The 18,050-nt window shown below is 39.0% G+C and carries 23 protein-coding genes; 9 read left to right on the top strand and 14 right to left on the bottom strand.

Going from position 1 to position 18,050, the window contains the following annotated elements:
* Positions 1–4: 4 nt before the first annotated feature.
* Both BN2425_RS08130 and BN2425_RS08135 read right to left on the bottom strand, forming a co-directional pair.
* Complete coding sequence (locus BN2425_RS08130; RefSeq protein ID WP_074433025.1) at positions 5–2,398, bottom strand: DMSO/selenate family reductase complex A subunit; 2,394 nt, start codon at positions 2,396–2,398, stop codon at positions 5–7.
* Between the two features lies 1 nt (position 2,399).
* Positions 2,400–3,053, bottom strand: coding sequence for a TorD/DmsD family molecular chaperone (locus BN2425_RS08135; RefSeq protein ID WP_052352810.1), 654 nt, complete (start codon positions 3,051–3,053; stop codon positions 2,400–2,402).
* A gap of 207 nt (positions 3,054–3,260) precedes the next feature.
* Here BN2425_RS08135 and BN2425_RS08140 point away from each other — a divergent pair, with 207 nt between their 5' ends.
* Positions 3,261–3,548 carry a DUF6509 family protein gene (locus BN2425_RS08140; protein WP_042457445.1) on the top strand — a complete coding sequence of 96 codons (288 nt, stop codon included), beginning with the start codon at positions 3,261–3,263 and terminating at the stop codon, positions 3,546–3,548.
* A 38-nt stretch (positions 3,549–3,586) separates the two neighbouring features.
* Here BN2425_RS08140 and BN2425_RS08145 read toward each other — a convergent pair whose 3' ends face one another.
* The 3 genes from BN2425_RS08145 to ku form a co-directional block, all read right to left on the bottom strand.
* Entirely contained in the window at positions 3,587–3,856 is a 270-nt protein-coding gene (locus tag BN2425_RS08145) for a cold-shock protein (protein WP_081798030.1), read from the bottom strand.
* Between the two features lie 17 nt (positions 3,857–3,873).
* Positions 3,874–4,074 carry a cold-shock protein gene (locus BN2425_RS08150; RefSeq protein WP_042457452.1) on the bottom strand — a complete coding sequence of 67 codons (201 nt, stop codon included), beginning with the start codon at positions 4,072–4,074 and terminating at the stop codon, positions 3,874–3,876.
* Between the two features lie 190 nt (positions 4,075–4,264).
* Positions 4,265–5,164 carry a non-homologous end joining protein Ku gene (gene ku / locus BN2425_RS08155; protein ID WP_042457455.1) on the bottom strand — a complete coding sequence of 300 codons (900 nt, stop codon included), beginning with the start codon at positions 5,162–5,164 and terminating at the stop codon, positions 4,265–4,267.
* 128 nt (positions 5,165–5,292) lie between these two features.
* On the opposite strand from ku, the gene BN2425_RS08160 reads away from it, so the two are divergent.
* On the top strand, positions 5,293–7,125 hold the full coding sequence (locus tag BN2425_RS08160; protein WP_042457458.1) for a DNA ligase D: 1,833 nt from the start codon (positions 5,293–5,295) through the stop codon (positions 7,123–7,125).
* A gap of 11 nt (positions 7,126–7,136) precedes the next feature.
* On the opposite strand, the gene dapF is transcribed toward BN2425_RS08160, so the two are convergent.
* The 4 genes from dapF to BN2425_RS08180 form a co-directional block, all read right to left on the bottom strand.
* Entirely contained in the window at positions 7,137–8,120 is a 984-nt protein-coding gene (dapF, locus tag BN2425_RS08165) for a diaminopimelate epimerase (protein WP_042457460.1), read from the bottom strand.
* Between the two features lie 78 nt (positions 8,121–8,198).
* Positions 8,199–8,981, bottom strand: a complete 783-nt coding sequence (locus tag BN2425_RS08170) for a hypothetical protein (RefSeq protein ID WP_042457463.1) — start codon at positions 8,979–8,981, stop codon at positions 8,199–8,201.
* Positions 8,982–9,086: 105 nt separating this feature from the next.
* A complete protein-coding gene (locus BN2425_RS08175; protein ID WP_042457627.1) occupies positions 9,087–9,941 on the bottom strand; it encodes a patatin-like phospholipase family protein in 855 nt (284 codons plus the stop codon).
* 129 nt (positions 9,942–10,070) lie between these two features.
* Positions 10,071–10,394: a DUF4870 domain-containing protein gene (locus BN2425_RS08180; protein ID WP_042457466.1), complete on the bottom strand. Its 324-nt coding sequence runs from the start codon at positions 10,392–10,394 to the stop codon at positions 10,071–10,073.
* Positions 10,395–10,853: 459 nt separating this feature from the next.
* On the opposite strand from BN2425_RS08180, the gene BN2425_RS08185 reads away from it, so the two are divergent.
* On the top strand, positions 10,854–11,414 hold the full coding sequence (locus BN2425_RS08185) for a GNAT family N-acetyltransferase (RefSeq protein ID WP_042457469.1): 561 nt from the start codon (positions 10,854–10,856) through the stop codon (positions 11,412–11,414).
* A 70-nt stretch (positions 11,415–11,484) separates the two neighbouring features.
* Here BN2425_RS08185 and BN2425_RS22715 read toward each other — a convergent pair whose 3' ends face one another.
* Both BN2425_RS22715 and BN2425_RS08190 read right to left on the bottom strand, forming a co-directional pair.
* Entirely contained in the window at positions 11,485–11,643 is a 159-nt protein-coding gene (locus BN2425_RS22715) for a hypothetical protein (RefSeq protein ID WP_195891914.1), read from the bottom strand.
* A 93-nt stretch (positions 11,644–11,736) separates the two neighbouring features.
* Positions 11,737–12,510, bottom strand: coding sequence for an SDR family oxidoreductase (locus tag BN2425_RS08190; RefSeq protein ID WP_042457472.1), 774 nt, complete (start codon positions 12,508–12,510; stop codon positions 11,737–11,739).
* 177 nt (positions 12,511–12,687) lie between these two features.
* Here BN2425_RS08190 and BN2425_RS08195 point away from each other — a divergent pair, with 177 nt between their 5' ends.
* The 5 genes from BN2425_RS08195 to BN2425_RS08215 all read left to right on the top strand — a co-directional run bounded on the left by BN2425_RS08195 (position 12,688) and on the right by BN2425_RS08215 (position 14,619).
* Complete coding sequence (locus BN2425_RS08195) at positions 12,688–12,930, top strand: spore germination protein (RefSeq protein WP_042457475.1); 243 nt, start codon at positions 12,688–12,690, stop codon at positions 12,928–12,930.
* An 18-nt stretch (positions 12,931–12,948) separates the two neighbouring features.
* On the top strand, positions 12,949–13,191 hold the full coding sequence (locus tag BN2425_RS08200) for a spore germination protein (protein ID WP_042457479.1): 243 nt from the start codon (positions 12,949–12,951) through the stop codon (positions 13,189–13,191).
* Positions 13,192–13,212: 21 nt separating this feature from the next.
* On the top strand, positions 13,213–13,689 hold the full coding sequence (locus tag BN2425_RS08205; protein WP_042457483.1) for an Hsp20/alpha crystallin family protein: 477 nt from the start codon (positions 13,213–13,215) through the stop codon (positions 13,687–13,689).
* A gap of 75 nt (positions 13,690–13,764) precedes the next feature.
* On the top strand, positions 13,765–14,226 hold the full coding sequence (locus BN2425_RS08210; RefSeq protein WP_042457486.1) for an Hsp20/alpha crystallin family protein: 462 nt from the start codon (positions 13,765–13,767) through the stop codon (positions 14,224–14,226).
* 9 nt (positions 14,227–14,235) lie between these two features.
* On the top strand, positions 14,236–14,619 hold the full coding sequence (locus BN2425_RS08215; protein ID WP_042457487.1) for a hypothetical protein: 384 nt from the start codon (positions 14,236–14,238) through the stop codon (positions 14,617–14,619).
* Between the two features lie 72 nt (positions 14,620–14,691).
* On the opposite strand, the gene BN2425_RS08220 is transcribed toward BN2425_RS08215, so the two are convergent.
* Positions 14,692–15,153, bottom strand: a complete 462-nt coding sequence (locus BN2425_RS08220) for a FixH family protein (protein WP_042457490.1) — start codon at positions 15,151–15,153, stop codon at positions 14,692–14,694.
* Between the two features lie 145 nt (positions 15,154–15,298).
* Between BN2425_RS08220 and BN2425_RS08225 the strand changes: the two genes are divergently transcribed.
* Positions 15,299–15,544: a hypothetical protein gene (locus tag BN2425_RS08225; protein WP_042457493.1), complete on the top strand. Its 246-nt coding sequence runs from the start codon at positions 15,299–15,301 to the stop codon at positions 15,542–15,544.
* 73 nt (positions 15,545–15,617) lie between these two features.
* Here BN2425_RS08225 and BN2425_RS08230 read toward each other — a convergent pair whose 3' ends face one another.
* A complete protein-coding gene (locus BN2425_RS08230) occupies positions 15,618–16,439 on the bottom strand; it encodes a hypothetical protein (RefSeq protein ID WP_042457496.1) in 822 nt (273 codons plus the stop codon).
* A gap of 144 nt (positions 16,440–16,583) precedes the next feature.
* Positions 16,584–18,047, bottom strand: a complete 1,464-nt coding sequence (locus BN2425_RS08235; protein WP_042457630.1) for a lmo1851 family serine protease — start codon at positions 18,045–18,047, stop codon at positions 16,584–16,586.
* Positions 18,048–18,050: the final 3 nt, after the last annotated feature.

The raw sequence follows: 18,050 nt of genomic DNA on the forward strand, positions 1-18,050 counted from the left end.
CTCCCTATGCCTTTGTTACTTCCACCAAATTGGTTAGTTGCGGATTAGCTTTTGCCAGAGGTGTTGGCCGTTGGGAGGTTAACACGTTTACTGCCCCCCGTTGGTCAATGCCATTTTTATCAGGGGAATACCACCCGCCTTGAGGTATGGCACAAACCCCTGGTGTAATTCTAGGCGTTACCTTGACATCAATAACGAGTAACCCCCGATCATTAAATACTTGGACACGATCACCATTTTTAATACCGCGCTGTTCCGCATCCTTCGGGTTCATCCACATTTCTTGTTTGGCCGCTTCATCAAGCCATTCCTGGTTATCATAAGTGGAGTGACATCTCCGCTTGTAATGCCAGCTGGTTAATTGTAATGGATATTTATTGGTTAGCGGATCCTCCGGGCCTTCCCAGGAAGAAATATATCGACCAATTGCTGGAATTTCATCATGCTGATTCATATCCCATAATGCTTTTGAAAATAATTCAATTTTTCCGGATGGTGTTTGGAATGGATGTTTAACGATATCCTCAATCTGTTCTTTGAATGCCACCAGCGGCTCATCAAATTTAAAATGGTGTACACCCATCTTTTTGAACTCTTCATATTCAGGGAATTTAGGATCTATTTCCTTTCTTGTCCGCTCAACACTTTCCTTTACAATATCAAGAGTTGTTTTCCCTTCCGTAAATTGCTCTTTCATCCCAAGTTTTTCAGCTACTGCGGCAAATACATCATATTCATCACGGCACTCATATAACGGTTCGATGACTTTATTCCCCAAAATGACATAGTCGCCTCCTCCCCATGGAAAGCCAATATCATGCCGTTCAAAAAACGTAGTTCCTGGCAATAAGATATCGGCAAATTTAGCACTAGGGGTCATAAAAATATCACTTGCCAGAATGAATTCTACTTTAGATTCATCCTCGAGAAGCTTGGTTGTTTTATTGATATCAGCATGCTGGTTAATCAATGCGTTTCCTGCCAAGTTTACGATAAGCTTTATATTAGAGTTTAATCGGTCCACACCTTGCAAACCGTCAGCTGCTGTCATTTCCGTCCCTTTTTCTACAGCCATCGTCCACAAGAAGCATGGAATTGAAGCCTTCACAGGATTTTGGTATGTTAATGGTTGGATCATTTTGGTGCGGCTCCAGCTGCCTGTGCCGCCTGCCCAGGTACCGAGTTTGCCGACATTTCCAGTCAAACATGCAAGCTGTGCTCCGCCGCGCGTAAATTGCTCACCATACGCCTGGCGCTGTGCCGCCCATCCTTGAATCAAAGCTCCGGGCTTCGTGGTTGCATATTCTCTAGCCAACTGTTTAATTTTATCCGCTGGAACCCGGCAGATTCTCTCAGCCCATTCCGGTGTTTTCGGAACTCCATCTTGTTCCCCTAGCAAATAACTTTTCACAGACTCGATCCCCGGAACCCCTTCTGGCATGTGATCCCTATCAAACCCAATGCAGTACTTGTCCAAAAATGCTTGGTCATGTAACTGTTCTGTGACAATTACATAGGCCATTGCATCCATAAGCGCTGTATCGGTAGTCGGAAGGATTGGAATCCACTCATCAGCAAATGCAATGGCTGTATCAGAGTAGCGAGGGTCAATTACAACTATTTTTGCTCCATTCTTCTTTGCCTGCATTAAATACTCCCGATAAGGTGTGGAATAAATCATCTCGGAAGGATTTTGGCCCCATAAAATAATGTATTTCGAATGCAGTAAAGAATCAAAACTGCTTCCTGTCATGTTGGTACCATATGTATAAGGTGTTGCAGCCTCGGCAGCTCCTGCGCTGTAGTCGAGTCTGTAGTTAAGAAATCCTCCTGTAAGCGATAATAATTTTCTGGCTGAATTTCGACCGCCATGGAGACCGCTGCTTTGGCCAGTTGCATAGTTTACATACCTGGATTCCGGACCATAGGTATCGCCGATTCGCTTAATTTCCTTAGCGATCGTTTCAATAGCTTCGTCCCAAGAGATTCGCTCAAATTTTCCTTCTCCCCGTTTTCCCACCCGCTTCATTGGGTATTTTAACCTGTCTGAATCGTAAAGCATTTTCCGGTAATTCCTGCCTCTTACGCAAGCCCGCAGCGGCGGTGTTGACGGGTCTCCGCCTATTTGGGTATCCGTACTAATCCTCACTACTTTTCCATCTTTTACATGGGCTTTAATGATACATCTGCCACCGCAGTTTGTTATGCTGCAGGTAGAGACGATTTGTTCGGTCTCTTTTGCACTGACAGGTTTCGTTTCGCCCTTCTTCTCAACTAGCATTTTAGTCCCTATCCCACCAGCAATAGCGGGTATGCCAATAGCCCCAGACCACTTTATAAACGACCTTCGCTTCATTTTATTGGTTAATAGATTTTTAAATGGATTCTGTTCAGACATATTATAATGCCTCCCTTGCCTGAGTAAGTGTCTCCAAATCGAACCAGCAAAAGTCTCTCAGAAGCATGGCCGCTCCCGAATAGAAAGGGCTGGTTGTATTTTGAATAATTCTTTCACAAAATTGTGGGATCCAACTCAATAGGTGTTCCTGAAGGAAGTCAATCTGTGTTGTTAACAAGTTTTTTAGATATTCCAAATCTTTCTTTAGCAAACTTTGTTCTGATAGAAAGACCATAAATTCTAATTCCAATGACAAATGGTCATCTGGTTCCTTGTTCTCCATTTTATTCTGTAGACCAAATTGATAAAATAGCTCTCTAATTTGAATCATGCAGTCCTCAAACAGCAGATGATCTTGACTACGGTAGTAAGATTCCCAAGGTGGGGCGCTCATTCCCGGACCGATAAATAGCCGATGAAACTCTTCGATTTGTTCATGGATTAGCTGTTTAGATAAATGATGAAAAAATTGCCTTAGTTTTCTTCCACCATTTTTATGAACTTCCTCCAATCCATTCATATCAATTTCTCTATTTAAATCCCCAAAAAGTGGATTTGCTTTGGGTTCTGTAAACAATAAAGCAAGAAACTGATAAAAATTTCTCCTTGATAATAAAAAGGGCTCAAAGTCCCTTATTTCTCCAATGATGGTCATATATCTCCCTCATGTATTATTGTCATTTGTTCCTCTTCATCTTATCGTAACGCTTAAATTAGGTGTAATAGAATGTGCAATATTTCACATATTTTTCAAATCTTTTGTTACAAAATTGCAATAATTTCATTTTCGATACCATTCTGTTTTTTTTATCGTAAAAAGATGTGTATAATAAAAACGATAAAAAAGCAAAGGATGATTTAATTGAATATATCTGGGCATTCAGTTGAAAAACTGGTAGATCCATTCGGGCTTCTTTCTGGTGACCGCTATGAATTTTTCCTAGACCTTGAGGTTGACGAAGAAGATGAGCTTTACTCAGATAAAGGAGTTGGCTTACGGGTTTTGTTTGTTGTGGACAACGATGTGATGAAAATTTCTAATTATCATTTTTATGAAAAAGAGACAGAAGAAGTTCTCGATTTTGAACTTGAGGAAGATGAGGAACAGCTCGTTTTTGATTATTGTAAGGATCATTATCTGGAAGATTAAAGATTAAAAAAAAAAGCAGGTGTTACCCTGCTTTTTTGCTAGTATGTTTTTTGGCTGTGGTTGTTTATCACCTGGAGTTCCTTGGTGGTTAATATCATTTTACTATTACATATAGGACATAGGGGTTCTGCACTGCTTTTAAAGTTATCTCGAATCCAGCACTTACACACAGTTGAACTGCAAACCCAAACCTTCGTTTCTTCCAATTTGATTTCCTCTGTATTTCTCCTGCCAAAAGTCAAAATTCTCTCCCCCTTTAGGATCAATCTCACACAGTCACTAAAAAAGCGATGCCAAATCAAAAGCATCACTTTCACTAGATCAATTAAGCAATTTTCACGTTGGAAGCTTGAGGGCCACGAGCACCTTCAACAATTTCAAATGTTACTGTCTGTCCTTCGTCTAATGTTCTGAAGCCATCAGATTGTATGGCAGAGAAGTGAACAAATACATCTTGACCTCCATCTGCTTCAATGAAGCCAAATCCTTTTTCTGCGTTAAACCATTTTACCTTACCGTTTTTCATAAAATAAAACCTCCAAAATTTGTTTCACTTTAAGTTGATCTACATTTAATAATAAAAGCCGCACTACACGGGTGGTCATTAGACATCCCCCACAAATCGTGCAGTACGGCGACTAATCCTATAAAATATTTAACGAACTAAAAGCGTAATTTAATCCTAACACACTTTTTACCAATTGTCAATGAGAACCCTAGGCCTCTTTCTTAACCTTTGCAGGTGCTTTTTTTCTCGGGGCCGCTTTTGCAGGTTTTGCTGCGGCTTTGGGAACGTCTGTACCTGTTGCAACCTTGCGTCCTTCTGTAGATGCTGCTTTACCCGGCTTGGTTCGATCTATGGAAGCCTGAAGAGCTGCCATTAAATCAGTCACATTGGAAGGTGTATCTTTTGCTGCAGCTGTAACGAATTCTTTCCCTTGTCGTTTTGATTCAATCAATTCTAGTAATGCAGTGCGGTACTCATCTGTATACTTTTCAGGTTCAAACTCTGAAGTTAACTGGTCAATGAGCATGATGGCAGTGTCCAGTTCCTTCTCGGTCACTTTATCCTCTGCAGGAACATTCGGTACGTCACTTGCTTTTCTCACCTCATCAGGATAATGGATGGTTTCCATGACTAATGTGTTTTCATAAACCCGAATGACCGCAAGCTGCTCTTTAGAACGAATCACGATTTTGGCCAGACCTACTTTTTGAGACTCCTGAAGAGCTTTCCGCAAGAGGGAGTAAGCCTTTCCTCCCCCCTCATTTGGCGACATATAATAACTTCTCTCATAATATATGGGGTCAATTTCTTCCATTTTGACAAAATCAATAATTTCTACCGCTTTGTCTTCATTTTCCTTGCGCAGTTTTTCTAAATCTTCCTCATCTAAAACCACGAATTTCCCTTTTGTATACTCATACGCTTTCACAATATCTTCTGGTTTTACTTCTTCTTCACAAACGGTACAAACCTTTTCATATTTAATCGGGGCATGACATTTATTGTGCAAAGTTCGTAGCTTAATGTCTTTGTCTTCTGTGGCAGTGTGAAGCTTGATTGGAATATTCACCAATCCAAAACTGATACTGCCTTTCCACATTGTATGCATGTTTAAGGTCTCCCATCTTTTTATTTTATTTTGTGCCGCTCACTCGATGGCATTCCTACAATCAGCTGGAAATGGATGATTGTCAAGTTATGAGCCAAAATAAAAATAAAACAAAGGGGAAATGTCTAATGAAACCAATGCTGCCAACGCTTACGTTTGAGCGCCCCATCAAGAAGGGATGGGTATATGAGGTTAAATATGATGGATTTCGAGCTATATTGGAGTGGAATTACCAGGGAATTGATTTAATCAGCCGAAACGAAAAGTCCTTGCTTGAGCAATTTCCAGAAATAAAGAGCTTTATACTATCCTTGGAGGACAAAATTAAGCCGTTTCTTCCTTTGCGGCTCGATGGCGAGTTGGTTTCACTCGAAAACCCATGCAAAGCAAACTTTTCTGCTATTCAAACTCGCGGTCGCTTAAAAGCCAAGAAAAAAATTAAGGAGCTTTCGGAACTTTCTCCTTGCCGGCTAATGGTCTTTGATGTCCTCATTTTAAAAGGGAAACCCTTGCATACTTTTTCTTTTCAACAACGCAAAGAAATGTTGATTGATTTCTTCGAATCACTTGGTCTTGAAACAACGGCTGAACCGGCCAGCCATCAGTTGTTGCAGCCTGTGATCCCCCATAACGATTTTAACGAGTTATGGGAGAAAGTAGTCCTTTATGATGGCGAAGGTATTGTGGCTAAAAACAAAACCAGCGTATGGGAGGAAGGTAAACGTTCATCGAATTGGCTAAAATACAAAAATTGGAAATATGTAAGCTGCTTTGTCACCTCATTTGATAAAACCAACGGTTATTTTTATGTAGGAGTCTATAAAAACGAACAGGTGACTACTATTGGGCAGGTGCTGTTTGGTTTTAAGCCCGATGAAAAGCATGCACTTGGACAGATTGTCAAACAAAACAAAATTAGTGAAGATCAGCAATACATTTATGTAGAACCTGCCATTTGTCTGGAGGTCAAATACCTGGAATTGTACGAAAACCAGCTGCGAGAACCTCATTTCCATCAGTTTCGTTTTGATTTACAGCCATCAGATTGCACGTATGATCATTTTATTTTCCAACAGAAAAATTTGCCTGAAGAACTTGAAATCACTCATCCGGAAAAACCGCTTTGGGAACAGCACGCCATTCGTAAGGCAGACTATATATTATATTTAAGGGAAGTATCACCCTATATGCTGCCTTTTTTAAAAGATCGACCATTGACCGTGATCCGCTTTCCACATGGAATGTTTGGGGAAGCCTTTTATCAGAAAAACTGTCCGGACTATGCTCCAGATTTTGTCCATACTTATGCAACAGAGGACATCAACTATATTTTATGCAATAACCTGAAAACGCTGATTTGGCTTGGAAATCAGTTGGCGATTGAATTTCACGTTCCGTTTCACACCATTTATAGTCAAGGTGCCAGCGAAATCGTTTTTGACCTGGATCCTCCATCGATTGACGACTTTTCTTTGGCTGTGAAAGCTGCCCTGCTGATTAAGGAGGTGCTTGACCAGCTAAAGTTAATTGGTTTTGTCAAGACATCCGGAAATAAAGGGTTGCAAATTTATCTGCCACTACCAGAAGGAAAATTTACTTATGATGATACAAGACTTTTTACCAGCTTTATGGCAGAATATTTAATCTCGAAGGACCCTGATTCGTTTACTATTGAGAGAATGAAAAGAAACAGAGGAAACAGGCTGTATGTTGATTATGTACAGCACGGGGAAGGAAAAACGATCGTTGCCCCCTATTCTATGCGGGGAAATGACCATGCCGGTGTGGCCACACCGCTTTATTGGGACGAGGTGAATGAAAAATTAGAGCCAAGAAATTTCACCCTAAAAACAGCCTTACAGCGGATTAAGCACCAAGGGGACCCATTTAAAAATTACTTTCAAACAAAGGAAATCCAGCCATTTGCACCCGTTTTGGAAATTTTAAAAAAACAAGGATAAGGAACAGGTCCTTATCCTTCTAGGTTTGCCATTAAATACTCCTGTACCTCTGATTGCAATCTATTATAGGAACTTTGTTCTGCGAGGTCTTTTTTGCTAAGAACCGCAAAAGCCCCCTTATCAAAATCGACATCTACACTTGCATTAAATAAATAGGTGGCATTTCCGATTAAATCAATCCGATAATTCTTACCTTGTTGATGAACAATGCACTTCACTTTGCCACCATTGTTATAAACGTCGATTGCTGTCTCAAACTGATTTAGCTGCTGAAGACAAGTGACAAGCGACGAAGCCGACATGGCTGTACCACAAGCATTCGTAAATCCGACACCCCGTTCAAAAGTTCTGACATAAATTTCACCAGTCTGAAGTACCTTTACGAAGCTAACATTCACCCCATCAGGAAATAGCTGATTGGGGCCATTCACTTTTTCACTTAGTAGTTTCTGCGTATCGCTTTTTAAGGTAACCGTATCGACCAGTGTAATCAAATGTGGATTGGGTACAGCTACAGCTGTAAACTCCAATTCCTCTGACAGTTGAGGAATACGTTCATTCATCAATACCGGCTGTGGCAGATTTAGCGGCAAAGCCTTTAAATCAAATAATACCGGAGAAATTTCCACCTGATATGTTTGAATATCCGGATAAAGTTCTTTATACTTGCTGACTTTTAAGTCTGCTTTCATAGTCTCCACTACTGCATGATCAAGACCTTTCGATTCACATAGATAACGTGCTGCCAATCGTAATCCATTTCCGCACATCGAGGCTTCGGACCCGTCTGCATTAAACACTCGCATTTTTCCGTCAGCCCGTTCACTGTTCATGATATATAAAACTCCATCTGCTCCTAGAGATGTTTCCCGATTACATAATAATTTTGCTAGTTCGGACCTTTCCGTTTCTGTAAATGAATACCCAGTAGTGAATTCATCTACTAAGAAAAAGTCATTGCCTGAACCATGTCCCTTAATGATGTCTAGTTTCACTGAATTAACCCCCGTAGCCTGTTTTGAATGTATAGTCTATGATACCAAACAATTAGAATTTGGAAAACCTAAAGACTCCTATCTTTCCACAAAATATTCCTGTATTAAAAACGCCATTCCAAGCAGCTTTTCCGAATCAGGCAAATCTTTTTGGATCGACAAGACTGGTGTATTTGCATCAGGAAATATCGCACTCCACTCCAACGGCATCCACCCGCGTCTAAGCCTCACCACCTCATGATGATTCTGATTTAAAATTTGTTCATCCATAAACATGGAGGAGCCTTCCACTGAACCAATCACTTTACGCTCCTTATCTAGGATTTCTCCTTTAACTTTTTTGCGCACTTTCCGTTTCTCGAAGGAGCCAATATGTCTCAGATTCTGGTCGTAAACGTTAATACGTTTTCCTAGATGTTGGTACAATCCAATTAATTCTTCCTGTTGATTATAAAGGGCAAATGCTTTAGGAACTCTCCATTTCATGAATCCTTTTTGTGGGTATTTTTTTATCACACCAGCTAACATCCCGTCTGGGAAATATAACTGCAACTTTGGCAGCTGGCTGTTTTGGTATAATACCAAAAGCTGGCTCGAATCAAATACAGTACTGTTGCCATTTTCCTGCTTTGCTTCTTTCTTGATATTCTTGCCAATCCTAATCGACTGTTTCATGCGGTAAAGATAGATTTGAAAACAAATAATGCTATAAAGGAGAAACGGAATAGTAAGCTTCATTATATCCGGGTCGTTAAAAATAGCCAGATTGCCAGCTGCTATTAATAGAGAAGGAATCAATGATGCGATACTATCATTCAGACTAATTTTGGCTACTTCTTGATAATAATGATTTATTTTCATCTAGAATACTCCTTATCATTCCTCTTATACTACTCTATTAACTTATGTAACAAAAAATGATAGGAGTTTTCCAAGGAGCAAAAAAAAGAAGAGTCACCTCTCTTCTTAGGATTGAATATAGTTCACGATCTTATCTTTCATGGCTTGTGCATCCTTATAGCCTTGAGTATATAAATCCTCCAATTTTGCAGGATTCCTTTCCATTCTTCCGACCGACAAGGGTTCAGTTGGACGGATAATTAAGACATGCCCTTGTTTTTCTTCTTTCTCAAGATAGGCAAGTGTCTGATTATAAGCCAGATACCGCTCTTTCAAGGCCATTTGCAACCCTTCATAACGAGGATATTTACGCTTTACAAGGAAGTGAAATTTGGATGGCTTCTTTCGATAATCGGCATTTCTGGTGAGAATAACAATATTTTTCGCATAGCCATCTCTCTGCGCTTTTTTAATGGGAATTGGATCACTAATACCGCCATCAAGCAAAGTTTTATTTTGAAATTGAACCTCTGGAGCAATGAATGGAAGCGAACTAGAAGCCCGCAATACTGTTAATAAGTCGGTTTTGTAATCTTGCTTTTTAAAATAAACCGGCTCTCCTGTTATACAGTCAGTCGTTCCCACCACAAACTCAGTAGGACTACTGTAAAAAGTATCATAGTCGTAAGGAACGTGCTGGTTTGGGATTTCATCAAAAATAAAGTCCATGCCAAAAAACTGCCTGTGTTTAAAATAGTTCTTCCAGGATATATATCTGGGATCAGATGCATATTTTATATTAACCGTTTTATTTCTCCCTTTTTGCTTGGATAAATACGATGCAGCATTGCATGCCCCTGCAGAAACACCAATCACATAAGGGAAAAACAGATTTTCTTCTAAGAAGAATTCCAGAATCCCAGCAGTATAAACTCCGCGCATTCCTCCACCTTCCAAAACTAAACCGACTTGTTCTGCCATTTTTTTCGTCCTTCCTTTTGGTTGGTAATAATAGACCATTATAGTCGATTCATCCTGTCTTTGAAAACTAAATTGATTGTAAGCAGAAAAATAGACTGACCCATAGGAGTCAGCCGAACAAGTAAAGATTTATTTAATTAACCGAAAAATCAAAGGGAACCGATATTCCTTTCCTTCAAAAGCTTTAACTGCTGCAATGATATTAAAAACGAATGCTGCAATCCCTACCACCCATAGTAAGAATATACCGATAAGGAGTATTACTAAAATACCACTTACGACAGAATAAATAAAATAAGAGATCGTGAAATTAAAGTATTCCTTCCCATGGAAATCTATAAAGGCGGACTCATCTTTCTTTAACAGCCAGACAATCAACGGACCAATCACCGGGACAAAAAAATTTAGAACATACATGACTGCAGCAAGAATCTTTTCTTCTTTGGTAACCATTCTTAGGCTCCCCCCTTGGGATTTTTAACTTCTTTCTTTTAATGTACGTAAAGAACTGCTAATAGTTTCATAAATTCCTTTATATTCTTATGCTTAGTTTTTTTATACTCCAATAATTTCTCCCCCAATAATATTCATTAAAAACTATGTAGAATTATGAAGAAAAATGGAAAAATTTTTAACAAAAACTACACAAAAAAACTATTTTCTTTTTCAATTTTTTCTTGTATGATACTTTAGGTGACTATTAATTTACGTAATACTTTGGAGGTTTACAACTCTGTAATGTAATGCCGCTAAATCCAAAATAAAATAGGGAAGGCAAATGGTGCGCCACCAGTAAATCTGGTTCTAGTGGGTTCGATTCCCACCCCGAAATTTTTTTTAACTTTAAAAAATTTCGTGGGTGGGCCGTTTCTCTTTATGTGGGATGGTATGCCCCAAATCGGAGGGATATTCATGCTCAAGAAACGTGATCTATATGATAGCCGCGAATTGTACGAACTAATGACGCATCCAGATGTCTTCCCTTTTGTACGTCAAAAAGCTTATTCTTATGAGGAATTTATCTTTATCACTAAGCAGACGATCGAAGCAGAAGAACAAGGACAGTTAATTTCTCGGACCATTCTTGATGAGTGGGGTACACCAATTGGCACTATCAGTTTATTTGATATTATCGATAATGCAGGATTCTTAGGAACCTGGCTCGGAAAGTCATATCATGGAAAAGGGTATAATCAAGCAGCAAAAGCGGCATTTTTCCAAGAACTTTTTTACGAAATTGGTATCGAAACGGTGTTTATGAGGATTCGTAAAGAAAATATCCGTTCAATAAAAGCGGCAGAAAAATTGCCATATGTCATTAAGGCCAATGAAACTAGAAAAACCCTTTACGAGCAACTAAATGCAAATGGAGACATTTACGATTTATATGAAATCCCTAAAGACCTGTATACCTTCCATCTGCAGTGGAGCACTCCTGAAAGTGATACAGAGTCACATCGTTTAGAAGCATAGATTTATATATACCTGCAAAAAAGCAATCGGTTATGAAAACCCGATTGCTTTTTAGTCGTTATATTAATTGTTATTCGACTAAATTTTGGTCAACTACATCGCTGACCTCACTTATTCCCATTTGGAGCAAAAAATCACTTAGTTCCTCATTTGTCAATGTTTCAAAACGTCCATCATGGAAAAAAATTTGGGTTTGATTGGGATTAATGCGGTTGAGGTTAAAACTCATTTTCTTTGCTCCCTTCCATTGATATTTACTTCCTATTATCAACGGTAAAAAGCTCTTTCATACAACATTAACTAATAGCGCAAAAAGTTGACATTACATTTTGAAAACTTTTCCTAATACATCGGTCCCTCCTGTTACAGGAATCACACTGCCAGTAATTAAATCGGACCGCTCATCTATTAAAAACGCAATCACCCGAGCAATGTCTTCACCAGTCCCTTGTCTTTGCATTTCATTGCCAGCATGCAAATTGTCAAGGGCTTCTTTGATGTTTTTCTCTTTCCAATCATGTGTGATATCTCCAGGACAAACCATGTTGGCTGTAATCCCATATTGCGCTTCTTCAATCGCAATCGTCCTTGTCAGGGAAACCAAGCCAGTTTTTGCCGCAGCAAACGCCGAACGGTACACCCATCCTGGGGCAGTTTCTACTCGGTCATAACCCATGGTGATAATCCGGCCCCATTTGTTCCTCCGCATTACAGGAATGACTAGCTTTGACAAATAAAATACAGCACTCAAGTTCCCTTGTATTAGATAATCCCATTCCCCAAATGAGTAATCGGCCATCGTTTTTCGTTCATGTATGTATGGTCCTGCATTATGAATGAGTACATCCACTGATTCATAAGTAGAAAGAGTCTCGTTTACAAGGCGGATACAATCCTCCTTGTTGACCACATCGCCTTGTACAGCTATGTTTTTGGTGCCATAGTGGTTAGATAAATCCTTAGCTAAAGAATTTGCCTCTGATTCGCTTTGACGATAATTAATCACAAGTTGATAGCCCTTATCAGCAAGCAACATGGCTGTTTTTTTTCCAAGTCCAGAGGCTCCCCCAGTTACCAACGCCGTTTTCATCTTCATTAGCCATCACCCCTCTTTTATCAAATTTTAGCCTTGTTATTATGTTAGAAAGTTTCCATGTCAGATGCAAACATTAATCATTTTTCCCTCACCTTGTCTCACACTGCTTAATAATTAATTAACCTATGGGCATTTATTTGCATAGTATAGGTTAACAAATTAAAAGGATGTGACAGGATGCAGACTGTAATAAACATTTTCAGCTTGAAAATTAACAGCGTATCTAACAATGGGTCTGTCAACATCGGAGAAGCACTTCATAATGCTCATACCGCTAACTCGAAATCTCAGGGACAAAATACATCTTATGGAGACTTTGCCCCGCCAACTGCAGCCATGGAAAATGCCTTTATAGATCCGGATCTCAATGATATGGGAGATATCGCCAATCCGTCCAATGTTTTTTCTAATCCGATATAAAAGGACTGAAATAAAAATATGCCTTTTCAAATAAATATTTTTAACTTTAAAAATAATGCCATCAATAATAACGGAAATATTGATTTCGGCCCGATTGTGCACAACTCCCATACTTCTAACTCTAAATTAGTTGGAACCAATGCAGCATTTGGTGATTTATCACCAGCAACCTCTTATCATGCAAATGGCTATGTAGACTTCGATGTAACAGACCAAGATCAAATTGCCAACCCATCTGCACCAGTATCAAATCAATTTTAACTGCTGAAAGGATGAAAAGCTATGTTCCCGTGGAACATTTTCCCCTTCAATAAAGACATGAAAGATGCATTACAAAAAATGAAGCCGGAAGAAATTGATAAATATGTACAGGACATTATTTCTAAAGTGCTTCCAGCCAACATGGGAGGGATGATGAACCCACAAGAAGTTTTTAGGGGGTTCACTAATCAACCTAGCCAAGGTTCAACAAATCCTGGAAAAATAAATTCGGCAGCTTTTGAAACGCATGATTACGTTTTTGTACGAATTTCTATTAAAGATGAAGCATGGATTAAAAAACTGAAAATTTACCATACATCTAATCAGTTGATTGTCGAACATGTCCCAGAGGATGGTGACAAGAACACTATCACCCTCCCGGCCATTGTGAAAAAGAAAGGTGCGACAGCCAATTATAAAGATGGCATCCTTGAAGTAAAAATCCCCAAAAATGTAGATATGCAATTTTCGCAAATTGACGTGACAGAAATTTTATAGACGTCATTTTTTTTGCATGTTTTCACTAACTGCTAATATGATGAACTAACGGGCTAATAACGAGAGGTGAGCAAGATGGAGCTCGAAAAATACAAAAAGTGGATGGAAGCTGCCCAACAGTTTCAATCAGAAAGTTTTTGGAATAAGATATTTGACAGTCCCAATTTAAAAAATCCACCTTTAACTCCAATAAAAATGTCTGAATTGATTCCAAAATGCGATTTATATGAAAGCGAGGAATACCTGATTGCCGAGATCGAACTTCCAGGTGTACCAAAGGAATCTCTTCATATTTCTGTTCAACGCCAGCTCCTTGTTATTACCGGTGAATTTAAAACACTTAAGGTAAACCATAAGTATCATTTAAAGGAGCGGCCTAACCATCAATTCAAGAAAGAATTAACTCTCCCCTACCCGATCGATGTCAAGGATGTTAAATCAGAACTTCGTAATGGTGTTTTATTCATTGTCATGCCATTTACAATGGATGATATGGAAACCATTCCAATTGAGTTGAATGATTCAGCAGCAGAATAGAGGGGTATTATGCGTGTTTGGTTTCGTTTTTTCACCAAGAACAACGCCCTCGAAACGAAGATTTGTGAACTAGAAAAAAAACTGGCTGTTCTAGAAACAAAGGTAAACATAGTTAAGGAAAAAGAAGCTAAGCTTCCAGACAAAGAACCAGAACCTGATCCCATCCCCTCCATCCACGTTGAAAATTTAACAGTCGAAAAAATCATTATTGAACATTTGGATTACGCAAATAATTTTGGCCAATTAGGAATTAAAGAATTAACCGGTAAATTAAATATCGGAACTAGCTATGAAGGTGACTTCTCCAAGGAATTTGATAAAAAAGTGAATGAATTAGTTCAAAATAAGCTAGGCAATGAGCCTAGGGTGAATTTAAAACCAAAGAAAGAGTAAGAGGCCGGCTCTTATGATTGAAGCATTCACTTAGAAGCCAGCCTCTTTATTTTTGTCTATAAGTGTCCCGGGTTAATTTCCGTGACCCTCCATGTCCATCCCTTCCATAGAATCCGACGATTTACCATCCTCAGGTTCACTAGGTTCCCCTATAATAAACTCTTTTTTAGGCATATTGTGCATATCCCTTGCTGTGACGTGAGAAATAATATAATACGTTCCATCCTGTGGAAAACTCTTTTCCAGTCGATAAATACCATTTTCAGCATGCTCTATTTTTATTTTTTCATGATGTTCATCTTTCGCACGCCAAATTTCGAATTTTACTTCATCCGCATCGGTAACCGCCTCGCCTCCCTGCGTTACTTTTGCTTCGAACGTAACAGGCTGATTAGCAGTTGCTTTTTCAGGGGTAATCGATAGTTTCACCTCTAGCAATTCGGGAACATCATTTTTCCCTTGGTCGTCCTTATTGCAGGCAGCCATTAATCCTAGCAAAAATAAAACCATTATGCCCAAAAGTAGTTTTTTCATTTTTCTCAATCCTTTGCCTTTGCTATATTTTCCACATAGTGTCTGATCATGATTACGTTATCAGCTGTTCCTCATATGCATTGTTACATATTTATCATCATTATTGCAAAAAATAGATTTTACTACTATATGAAAGGAGATTACCATGTCTACTCCGTATAGATGTCCCAATTGTAAAACCAATCGTAGCCGTTTTAATATGATTCAACAAGTATCTCAGTCAGTGAGGCTTGATCCCCGATCCGGTGAAATCATTCGGGAGTATGCTGAAAATGAATTAGAGCCCTTTCATCTGAGATATAATGGTCCTGCCTATCGGATACAATGTGGTTCCTGCGGTTTAATTGAAGATGAGCGGACATTTATTAAATTTGGCGAACAGCCAATTTAGTTTATCTTATTATTTCATAAAAACACCTTTACTCAGGAGTGAAACTCGACTAGGTAAAGGTGTTTTTCATTGCTTATAGCAGATTATTTTCTTTTAAAAAGGCAATTGAATCTATCTTCCACGAACCCACTGGTGAAAACCTGACCATATGAATGGTTCCCTTATAGGACACGGCTCCCATGTTTTTGACAAACCAATCCACTTCAATCGGTACTTCCAGATAGAGTTCTGATGTCAGGTCTTCGGGGGGAAGATACTCCATTCTTGTGATTCTTGCATTCTCCACTTTCTTTAAAATCAGTTTCCAGTTTACGTCTTGTAATGATGCTTGTGAAGTTATAAAGGAATCCTGCTGTTTGTAACCGGCAATGTAAGCCTCAACGACTTCATATGGGTTTGCCTTGTCTAAGTAATCATCCAATTTCCCCGAAGCTTTGTAAATCATCAACATATGTGACAAATCCATTCTATTCGTTCGATGAGTAGTACTGCCATAAAAGTGAATACAAAAGTGGCCGGGAAAGTTATTATCAAGAGTACCAGCTCCATGTGGCATTCCGTGCATGGAAGCGGCTATCCTCTGTTTCTTGTGGATGACAACGATCGCTCTGCGCTTCCAGCTCCATTTCCCTCCGTATATTTGTTTCATCACTTTGGTATCCTTTGCAGTTAAAGGTTGAACATCTGCATGGTGACTGCCTGCTCGCCGCTGTACATTGAATTTTTTTCCTGTTTCAAGATCATACACCATAAATTTAGTGTATTTAGGCAAAATTTGATTAACCTCATCCCACTCAAGCATTTCATTTTTGTTAACTAATGCTGCATTTACTTTCGAGAACTGGCCATAAAAGAGGGAATAGAAAAGAAATAGTAGAATAAACGTTTTTTTCATCAACATTCCCCCTCTCTTAAAAATACCTCATTAATAATTAAAGATTTACCTTTATATAGGAAATTCATGCATCAAATGACCAATTCAACCTAAAAAGGCTCAATTCCTACTGGAATCGAGCCTAATTTCTGGAAATCCAAACGATTATTTCATTTCCTCTTTTAGTACTTCAACTGCTTTTTGCAGCTGGGTATCATTGGTCTGGATTTTTGTCCTTAATAGTTCCATTAACTTCATGGTACTATCTCCCTTTAGAACACCATCTGCCGGCAGGCCGTTATCATTTTGAAAGGCAACAACGGCAGCTTTTGTTTTGTCATCAAAGAAGCCGTCTTCACGACCAGGGTCATACCCTAACGCTGTTAGCATTTTTTGGGCAGTCTGTACCTCTGTAGAGGAACTGGAAATTGACAGTTCTTTATCCGGATTTATGATTGAAAGTGAAGCGTAATCAGGTAACGCTACTTCTACATCTGGTTTAATCCCTTTCTTGTGAATCCAATTACCATTCGGAGTTAACCACTTGGCAATGGTAAATTTTAAATTGGAACCGTCTGTGAAATTAGACGCCGTTTGAACAGTACCTTTTCCGAATGACTTTTCGCCAACAAGCTTAACTCCTGCTGACTCTCTAACTGCCGCCGCAAAAATTTCTGAAGCACTTGCACTTCCTTTGTCAATCAATACAACTAACGGCAGGTTAGGATTTCCTTTATTTTCCGAAGCAATCTCTTTTATTTTCCCATTTCGGTCTTGTTCTTTTACGATGATTTTTCCTTCAGGAACAAACATACTCGAGATACTTACGGCTTGATCCAATAATCCACCAGGATTTTGCCTTAAATCTAGAACAAGCCCTTTCATCCCTTTGCCTTGGAGGTCGTTTAAAGTTTTTACTAACTCTTTTGATGTATTTGTCGAAAAGCTAGTGATTTGAACCTTTGCAATTCCATCTTCCACCATTTCACCATAAACTGTCTCAATAGGAATTTCATCCCGAACAATAGGTACCGTTAATGGCGTGCCGGAGCCTGACCGTTGAACGGATAACTCAACCTTTGTCCCCTTTTTACCGCGAATGATGGTTACAGCCTCTGATGAATTCATTCCCTGCAAGCTCTTACCGTCCACTGAAAGAATGATGTCATTTGGCTTTAGTCCTGCCTTTTCTGCTGGTGAACCTTTGATTGGAGATACAATCACGATATGTCCGTCTTTTTCCTGGATTTCAGCCCCAATTCCTTCGAAAGATGAGGAAATGCTGCTATTAAAGCTTTTTGCTTCTTCTTGGCTCATGTAATCGGAATAAGGGTCATCTAAGGATTCTACCATGCCATTTATTGCCCCGTTAATCAGTTTTTGCTCGTTCACTTTTTTGTAATAATCCTTATTAATCGTATCGAATGCTTCATATAATTTTTTAAACTCACTGCGTTCACCACTGACAGTTACAACCTTCTCGTCCCCAAACGAAAGTGCTACTGCCGTAATCCCCGCTGATAAAAATACAATAAGAAACAGAAGCATGATAAAGTGGAATTTTTTCAATCGAATAAAATTAGACTTAACCTCTGTTATTTGTTCTTGAGCTGGTTTTTCCTGTTCCATTTT

It is taken from the genome of Neobacillus dielmonensis, assembly GCF_000612665.1.
In the GTDB taxonomy this organism is placed as follows: domain Bacteria; phylum Bacillota; class Bacilli; order Bacillales; family Cytobacillaceae; genus Neobacillus; species Neobacillus dielmonensis.